Origin of the sequence: Microterricola pindariensis, assembly GCF_002936985.1 — a bacterium.
GTDB lineage: Bacteria > Actinomycetota > Actinomycetes > Actinomycetales > Microbacteriaceae > Microterricola > Microterricola pindariensis.
In genome coordinates this window covers 1-7,628 of the sequence record NZ_MPZN01000105.1, presented here as the reverse complement: position 1 = coordinate 7,628, position 7,628 = coordinate 1, and the positions used below count along the sequence as shown (strand labels likewise).

The 7,628-nt window shown below is 69.7% G+C and carries 9 protein-coding genes and 1 pseudogene; 6 read left to right on the top strand and 4 right to left on the bottom strand.

The window, feature by feature from the left end; genetic code table 11:
- From GY24_RS16840 to GY24_RS16825, 4 genes and pseudogenes are all read left to right on the top strand, one after another.
- Window positions 1-259 (top strand): annotated as a pseudogene (locus GY24_RS16840) (IMP dehydrogenase); the annotation flags it as partial.
- 96 nt (window positions 260-355) lie between these two features.
- Complete coding sequence (locus GY24_RS16835; protein ID WP_133161237.1) at window positions 356-1,210, top strand: aggregation-promoting factor C-terminal-like domain-containing protein; 855 nt, start codon at window positions 356-358, stop codon at window positions 1,208-1,210.
- Between the two features lie 141 nt (window positions 1,211-1,351).
- Window positions 1,352-1,945: a TetR/AcrR family transcriptional regulator gene (locus GY24_RS16830; protein ID WP_104477736.1), complete on the top strand. Its 594-nt coding sequence runs from the start codon at window positions 1,352-1,354 to the stop codon at window positions 1,943-1,945.
- Between the two features lie 45 nt (window positions 1,946-1,990).
- Window positions 1,991-3,712, top strand: a complete 1,722-nt coding sequence (locus tag GY24_RS16825) for an MDR family MFS transporter (RefSeq protein ID WP_104477734.1) — start codon at window positions 1,991-1,993, stop codon at window positions 3,710-3,712.
- Between the two features lie 70 nt (window positions 3,713-3,782).
- Here GY24_RS16825 and GY24_RS16820 read toward each other — a convergent pair whose 3' ends face one another.
- Window positions 3,783-4,757, bottom strand: coding sequence for a methyltransferase family protein (locus tag GY24_RS16820; protein ID WP_104477732.1), 975 nt, complete (start codon window positions 4,755-4,757; stop codon window positions 3,783-3,785).
- Between the two features lie 147 nt (window positions 4,758-4,904).
- The gene (locus tag GY24_RS18175) at window positions 4,905-5,033 is read right to left on the bottom strand and encodes a hypothetical protein (protein WP_267892625.1); all 129 of its coding nucleotides are present in this window, start codon (window positions 5,031-5,033) and stop codon (window positions 4,905-4,907) included.
- A 145-nt stretch (window positions 5,034-5,178) separates the two neighbouring features.
- Between GY24_RS18175 and GY24_RS16815 the strand changes: the two genes are divergently transcribed.
- Window positions 5,179-5,538, top strand: a complete 360-nt coding sequence (locus tag GY24_RS16815) for a hypothetical protein (RefSeq protein WP_133161236.1) — start codon at window positions 5,179-5,181, stop codon at window positions 5,536-5,538.
- Between the two features lie 474 nt (window positions 5,539-6,012).
- Here GY24_RS16815 and GY24_RS16810 read toward each other — a convergent pair whose 3' ends face one another.
- Together GY24_RS16810 and GY24_RS16805 are read right to left on the bottom strand one after the other, a co-directional pair.
- On the bottom strand, window positions 6,013-6,453 hold the full coding sequence (locus tag GY24_RS16810) for a MarR family winged helix-turn-helix transcriptional regulator (protein WP_104477728.1): 441 nt from the start codon (window positions 6,451-6,453) through the stop codon (window positions 6,013-6,015).
- Window positions 6,454-6,780: 327 nt separating this feature from the next.
- Window positions 6,781-7,374, bottom strand: coding sequence for a helix-turn-helix domain-containing protein (locus tag GY24_RS16805; RefSeq protein WP_104477725.1), 594 nt, complete (start codon window positions 7,372-7,374; stop codon window positions 6,781-6,783).
- A gap of 72 nt (window positions 7,375-7,446) precedes the next feature.
- Between GY24_RS16805 and GY24_RS16800 the strand changes: the two genes are divergently transcribed.
- A partial coding sequence (locus GY24_RS16800; protein WP_324778440.1) for an FAD-dependent oxidoreductase occupies window positions 7,447-7,628 on the top strand: 182 nt, incomplete at its 3' end.

Sequence of the window (7,628 nt, the reverse complement as noted above, 5' to 3'; positions counted from 1 at the left end):
CCGTCGCGACCCGCGAGGGCGCCCAGGCGCTCGTCGACGCGGGCGCGGACGCCGTCAAGGTCGGCGTCGGCCGGGCTCCATCTGCACCACGCGCATCGTCGCCGGTGTCGGTGTGCCCCAGGTCACCGCCGTCTACGAGGCGTCCAAGGCGACCAAGCCGGCCGGCGTGCCGCTGATCGCCGACGGCGGCCGGGGCTGCCGGGGCCGCGCCGGCGCAGCGGGCGCGCGGCCGGCTGAATCCATGCGTTTGGATGCTTTGCCCAGCCAAAAATGAGCTTTCGTCCATTTTCGTCGACCAGCCTTGATGCTTTGCGCCTGACGGCGCCCCGCCGAACGAAGGATCACCGCTCAAGTTATGCTTCACCACTCGCTTGCCCCCACAGCCGCCCCGAGCCGCCCCGACACCGTCGAAGAATCCGCCCGCTCGCGGCGCCGCTTGAAGGCCACGCGCGTAGCCCGCCGCCGTTTGCTCGTCGCCGGCGGCGTGCTCGCCACCTGCGCGATCGTCGGCTCGACCTTTGCGATCAGCGCCGCCTCCGAGAGCCAGGCCGCCCAGCGCGAGACCGAGATGCTGAACGCCAGCGCGTCGCTCAACGACGAGGGCCGTGACGTCTACGGCAACCTCATCGCCGCGCACGCCAAGAAGGATGCCGCGGCCACGATCGATGCCGCCGGCGTCACCCTGGCCGGCGCAGAGGGCAAGGTCGACACGGCCCCGCTGGCGGCATCCGTCGCCTCGCTCGAGGGCTTCGAGCTGCTCGCCGTCGACGAGGTCACCGGGCTCATCGAGCAGACCCAGGCGCAGATCGGCAGCGTGCAGGCCGCCGTCGCCGAGCACGAGCGTGCCGCAGCCGAGGCTGCAGCCGCGCAGGCCGCCGCCGCCGACCGGGCATACGCGAACACCCCGGAGGGCGCCCGGACGGTCGCCCGCTCCATGGCCGCCGAGAAGTACGGCTGGGGCGACGACCAGTTCGCCGCGCTCGAGAAGCTCTGGCAGAAGGAGTCCGGCTGGTCGTACACCGCGTACAACGCGTCGAGCGGCGCCACCGGCATCCCGCAGTCGCTGCCCGGCAGCAAGATGGCCAGCGCGGGCTCCGACTGGGAGAGCAACGCCGCCACCCAGATCGCCTGGGGCCTGGAGTACATCGCCAGCGTCTACGGCACCCCCGCCTCGGCCTGGTCGCACTCACAGTCCGTCAACTGGTACTAAGCCCGCACCACAAGACAGCGCCCGGAGATACTCCGGGCGCTGTTTTTGCACTCCGGGCAATTTCGTGCATAATTGCACTTTGTGTCTGAGAGTGCAAAAAGCCCAACGGATGCCGCAACGCCAGGCCCGCGTGAGCGGCGCATGGGCCGCACCCGCCGCGAGCTCACCGGCAACGCCCGCCGGCTCACCGTCGAGCACGGCCTGAATGGATTCACCGTCGAGGAGCTCTGCGAGATCGTCGGCGTCTCCCGCCGCACCTTCTTCAACTATTTCCCCTCGAAGGAAGACGCCGTCATCGGCCACCGCGACGATGGCCTCGACGCCGAGGCGCTCACCGACTTCATCAACGCCCGGCCCGCCGACTGCGTCGGCCTCTCCCCGACGCTGCTGGACGACCTGCTCGAGATGGTCATCGTCACCCTCGGGCAGTTCCGCGACAAGGGCGCCGACATCACGCCGCCGGAGGCGGTGATCGCCCGCGAGCCGCAGCTGCTCGGCAAGTTCCTCCGCGAGGGCGCCGAGATGGAGCGCCTGCTCGTCGGCGTCATCGCCGCCCGCGAGGGGCTGCCGGAGGGCGACGCGGTGGCCGAGATGGCCGTCGCCGTGCTCACCGCCATCGTGCGCCGCGCCGCCGCGCTCTACTTCCTGCCCGGCAACGACACCTCATTCATCGAACACCTGACACGCTCGGCGGACGCCGCGACCGCGCTCTTCGCTGCCGCGCTCCGCCGCTAGCCTGCCACCCCAGCCTCCCTCTGCACGACACGACGAAAGAAGCGCATGACCGCCGCATCAACCGAGCAACCGCTGCTGCTCACGCAACGACGAATCTGGATCATCTTCGGCGCCCTCATTGCCGGCATGATGCTCTCCAGCCTCGACCAGACCATCGTCTCCACCGCCATGCCGACGATCGTCGGCCAGCTCGGCGGCGTTGAGCACCAGGCCTGGATCACCACCGCCTACCTGCTGGCGACCACCATCGTCATGCCGATCTACGGCAAGTTCGGCGACGTGCTTGGCCGTCGCAACCTGTTCCTCATCGCGATCGCGCTGTTCACCCTGGCCTCCGTCGGCGCCGCGTTCGCGCCCGACTTCTGGACCTTCGTCGTCTTCCGCGCCATGCAGGGCCTCGGCGGCGGCGGTCTGATGATCCTCTCCCAGGCGATCATCGCCGACATCGTGCCCGCGTCCCAGCGCGGCAAGTACCTCGGCCCGCTCGGCGCCATCTTCGGCCTCTCGGCCATCGCCGGCCCGCTGCTGGGCGGCTTCTTCGTCGACCACCTCACCTGGCAGTGGGCGTTCTACATCAACATCCCGATCGGCATCGCCGCGTTCGCCATCGCCTGGTTCACGCTGACCCTGCCGAGCAAGAAGGCGACCAAGCGCGTCGACGTCGCCGGCGTCGTCACCCTCTCGCTGGCCACCACCCTGCTCATCTTCTTCACCGACTTCGGCGGCAAGTCCGACTTCGGCTGGGGCGCCCTGGAGACGTGGATGCTCGGCGCCGGCTTCCTCGCCGCAGTCTCCGCCTTCGTCTGGGTGGAGTCGCGCGCCCAGGACCCGATCATCCCGCTCGGCCTGTTCCGCAACCCAATCTTCATCAACGCCACCGCCATCGGCTTCACCCTCGGCCTCGGCATGTTCTCGGCGATCGCCTTCGTGCCGACGTTCCTGCAGATGTCCTCCGGCACGTCTGCTGCGGCATCCGGCCTGCTCATGCTGCCGATGATGGTCGGCATGATGGGCACCTCGATCTGGTCGGGCCTGGCCATCACCAAGACGGGCAAGTACAAGCTCTACCCGATCGCCGGTGCGCTCGTCACCGCCGCGGCGATGGTCGCCATGACGTCGCTGGCCGCCTCCACCCCGATCTGGCTGATCTGCGTCTACCTGTTCGTGTTCGGCGCCGGCCTCGGCCTGATCATGCAGGTCGTCGTGCTCGTGGTGCAGAACGCCGTCGACCCCGAGATGGTCGGCACCGCCACCAGCACGAACAACTACTTCCGCGAGGTGGGCGCCTCCCTGGGCGTCGCCATCTTCGGTGCCATGTTCGCCTCGCGCCTGTCCGAGAAGCTCACCGACATCTTCGCCGGCTCGGGGGCGGCGGATGCCGGCGGCGCCGCGGCCTCGCTCGACCCGCAGACGCTCGCGAAGCTGCCGGAGCCCGTGCGCGATGCCATCGTCACGGCCTACGCCGACTCGCTGGCGCCGGTGTTCTGGTACCTGATCCCGTTCATCCTGATCGCCTTCGTCTTCGCGCTGTTCCTCAAGCAGGTTCCGCTCTCCGACCAGGCCGGAATGGTCGCCCGCGGCGAGGCCATCGGCGGGGCAGAGGCCGAGGCCCTCGAGGCCGCCCAGCGTGCCGGTGCCGCGGCGGATGCCGGTGCGGACGCCGACCCGGACCCCGCAGCGGAGCCCGTCGGAGTGAGCACCGGCTCCATCGCCACCGGCCCCGGTGCACCGGGTGAGGCAGCCGAGGCCGACGCCCCGCGCGCCTAGCCCGCCCCGCGCCCCGCGCGCCGAAATGACAGTTGAGCGTGTTCCCGATGCCCGGGAACACGCTCAACTGTCAGCTGGAGGCAGAGGCCGATGCGGGCAGCGGATGCCGGCGCGGCACCCAACAGGCGACCGCGCGCCGGTAGGCGTCGAACTCCGCGCCGAAGCGCGCCTCCAGGTCGGCCTCCTCGAGCGGGCGCACCAGATAGTTCCAGACCACGGAGCCGCTGAGCGCGTAGAGCACGACCAGCCAGGAGCCGGAGAGCAGCCCGACGGCGACGCCCTGCGCGATGCCCGCGACGGCCATGGGGTTGCGCACGAGACGGTACGGCCCGGCGATCACGAGCTTGCGGGGCATCGCCGAGGGCAGCGGCGTACCCTCGCCCCGGGTGGACATGGTGAACGCCGCCCAGAGCCCGAGTGCGCTCGCGGCGGCGAGCAGCGCACCACCGGCGAACCGCACCGCGATCGGGGCATCCACTCCCAGCTGCCAGCGCCCCTCCACGAAGACGATCACGGCGGGGATCACCCCGAGGAACAGCCCCCAGAACACGACGATCTGGCCGGCCGTGCGGCCGACCTGCACCCGCGGTGCCGCGGGGCGTGCCAGCCGGAAGCCGAGCGGTCCCGCAACCAGGCGCGCGGCCGGAATCCAGCCCGTCGTGACGAGAAAGCCGGCAGCTGCCGTGCCGAGCAGCGCGGCGAGCATGAGCAGCACGCCCCAGCCGGCCAGCCCGGTCACCGTGGCGTAGAGCACCATCCCGGCGGTCACGATCGCCGTCCAGGGCACGAGCACCCAGAGCACCGCGCGGATGCCGGCCGCGACGAGGGCGGATGCCGCCACGAACAGCGGCACGTCCAGGGCGGCGACGGCGACGGCATCCAGCCCGCCGAGGGTCGCCGTGCGCACCGCATCAGAGCTGAAGACCCCGATCCACCAGAGCGCCCCGGCGGCGGCCTGCGCCGCGAAGTAGGCCCGGCCGAGGCGCGCGCCCCCGCGGAACCCCGGCGTGAACGGGCTCAACCTGGAGCGGCCGGGTGCTGGCATGGGCCCAGCCTAGGGGCGGCCGCGCGCGGGCGTGCGCGCTGACACACAGACGTTCGGGCAGGCAGACGTGCGGACAGACAGAGACCCGGGGCGGATGCCATGCGGCATCCGCCCCGGGTCTCGACATGTGTTGGGGCGGCGCTGGGGTCAGTGCCCCTTGCGCTGCTTGAGGAATCCGGTGTCGGCCTTGACCTCGCGCTTTGCTGCGCGCTTGTCCTTCAGCGAGGCCTGCGGGGCCTTCTTGGCGTTGTTGGCCTTGGGTGACTTGTCTGCCATGAGACATCTCTCCTTCTTCTCGCTCGATGAGCTTCCGAAGACCATAGCCCATTCCCTGTACGAAAGCATCTTGTATCTGACCAGCAAAAAAGCCACTGAAAGTTGCTATGGTAGGCCGTTACGGTTCACGAGAGAGGAGTACGTTGTGGACGCATTTTTGAAACGAGTGGAGTCGCTCACCAGTGAGGAGATTGCGCTGATCGCATCAGCACAAGCCGCAGCGCAGCGCACCGCTCGCGGCCAGGCCTACCGGCAGGGGCGGCAGAACGTCGCCCGCCTCGACGAGGGTGGCGCCGTGGCGGCGCGCATCGAGGAGAGTTTCCTCAACGCCGTGCGCGAATCCGGCTTCACGGGCGAGAAGGTGCGCGCCCAGTCGGCCGTGCGCTGGGCGGGGTTGGCCGCGGCGTTCCGCGCCGAGCTCAGCGCCGACGAGTGCGAGGCCCTCGAATCCGCGTGGCTGTCCGGCCTTGAGCAGGCCGCCAGCGAGCTCGCCGCGGCCGTCTAGCCGCGCAGGCCGACAGCACGCCCAGCAGATCCCCGTCGGCGCTATCCGTCGGAGGCGCAGCAGAGCTATCATCATCGTGCGCGGGCCCAACGCCCGCGCACGATGACGCGTTAACGCTCCGCCCGCACGGTCGGTGCGCGAAGCCGCTGTCGCCGACCCGAAAGGCACGCAGGCTATGGAGCCCGAACTCCAGAAGTCAGTACGCGCGTTGACGGCGCATGCCCGCCTCCCGCAGCCCTGCGTCGCACCGTCCAGACCTCGACGACGCCCGCTGCCCGCGGCAGCCCGCCACACGGCCGGGCACCCTCTGCGCGTGACGCGTGGGTGCATCGCGACTCACCTGGCAATGTTCGGGTTGCCTGTGTGAGGGGCATCCCGCGAGGGAATGCCGCGGTGGGGCGGGGGGTAGGGCCTTCGCCCCACTGTCATGCCCGGGGAGGGGCCATCGGGTATGACCGCACCGGATCGCCCGGCTCAGGCCGCGCCGTTGCCGCGCAGCTTGTCGCAGAGGGCGGTCAGCTGCCGCAGCTCGTCGTCGTCCAGTGCGCCGCCGACCCGGCGGGTGATGGAGTCCATGTGTGAGACGGCCACCCGGCGGAACAGCTCGAAGCCGGCATCCGTCAGCACAATCACGGTGCCGCGGCCGTCGTTGGGGTCATGCTCCTTCTCGAGCAGGCCACGGGCGCTCATGCGATCGACGAGGCGGCTCACGCTCGGCTGGGTGAGCAGCATCTGGCGGTTGAGCTCGCGCAGCCGCAGCCGCCGCTCGGGGTGCAGCGAGAGGGTGAACATGACGTCGTACTCGTTCAGCGAGATCTCGCGCGAGGGAAACTCGGCCGCGAGTGTGCGCATGACAGTGACCTGCGCACGGAACAGTGACTCCCATGCGGCGACCGCTTCTGCCCTGTGGCTCATTTCGCCTCCCCAGCATAAGGATAGGCAGTCGGGGCGATCAGTACACAACCGGGGCGCCGCGAGCGGCATTTAACGGACTGAGGGCCGGTCGTTGAGGCTAACGACCGGCCCTCTCCCTTTGCACCAAGAGTGTCCTGCAATCACATTCTGCGCCAGCTGCCACAGCAAACAACTGGCGCTCTCTGAATATATAACGAAGCGGTAACGAATGCTAGTTATCGGATCGTTATTTTCCCTATGAGTTTTCTGAACGCCGCTGTGGGCGTGTTCGAAGCCCGAGAATCCGGCGATCTCGGCAGCTCTCCTCGGGCGAAGCGCCGGCTGCCGCTACCCCGCGGGCGCGGCGGTGCTGCGCGCGCGGAGGTGGATGCGCTCACCCTGTTTCCCGAACATGCTCAGGATCTCGACGGCGCCGGCGCCGGTCGACCCAAACCAGTGCGGGTTCCGGGTGTCGAACTCGGCGGCCTCGCCGGGGCCGAGCACGATGTCGTGCTCGCCGAGCACGAGGCGGAGGCGACCGGAGAGCACATACAGCCACTCGTGCCCGGTGTGCGTCTTGAGGTCGACCGCCTGTTCGGATGCTGGGATGACCACCTTGTAGGCCTGCGGCTCGGCCCGGTTCGCCGAGAGCGGGGTGAGGATGCGGCCGTCGGCGCGCGTCGTCGCGCGCTGCACGCGGGGATCCTCGATGCGCGGAGCCGTGACGATTCGGTCGAGCGGCACGCCCAGCGCCGCGGCGATCGGAAGCAACAGTTCGAGGCTCGGCTTGCGTTGGCCGGATTCCAGCCGGGAGAGCGTGCTCTTGGAAATGCCGGTCGCGGCAGCGAGCTCGTCCAGGGTGAGGTCGCCCTGCTGGCGGATGCGGCGGAGTCGCGGGGCGATCTGCTCCAGCTCGGCGGCGACTCTGAGGGTGGCGCTCATCTGCCCATCCAAGCACCGTGTTGCCATTTCAGCAACAAGAGTCCCTGTTCTGCCCCTCGTGGTGCGAGCCTGATGCCGGAGGTGGTGACAATGACAGACAAGACCAACCACGACGTGATCATTCTCGGGGCGGGCGCGGCCGGGCTGAGCGCCGGACTCGTGCTGGCCCGGGCCCAGGCGGACGTGCTGCTCATCGATGCGGGCGCACCCCGCAACGCGGCGGCGGCGGCCATGCACGGATTCCTCTCGCGGGA

Coding starts and splice junctions, on each gene's coding strand:
- GY24_RS16810 (WP_104477728.1), bottom strand. CDS start 6,453: ATGAGCCACAGGGCAGAAGCGGTCGCCGCATGGGAGTCACTGTTCCGT.
- GY24_RS16805 (WP_104477725.1), bottom strand. CDS start 7,374: ATGAGCGCCACCCTCAGAGTCGCCGCCGAGCTGGAGCAGATCGCCCCG.
- GY24_RS16825 (WP_104477734.1), top strand. CDS start 1,991: ATGACCGCCGCATCAACCGAGCAACCGCTGCTGCTCACGCAACGACGA.
- GY24_RS18175 (WP_267892625.1), bottom strand. CDS start 5,033: ATGGCAGACAAGTCACCCAAGGCCAACAACGCCAAGAAGGCCCCGCAG.
- GY24_RS16820 (WP_104477732.1), bottom strand. CDS start 4,757: ATGCCAGCACCCGGCCGCTCCAGGTTGAGCCCGTTCACGCCGGGGTTC.
- GY24_RS16835 (WP_133161237.1), top strand. CDS start 356: ATGCTTCACCACTCGCTTGCCCCCACAGCCGCCCCGAGCCGCCCCGAC.
- GY24_RS16830 (WP_104477736.1), top strand. CDS start 1,352: ATGGGCCGCACCCGCCGCGAGCTCACCGGCAACGCCCGCCGGCTCACC.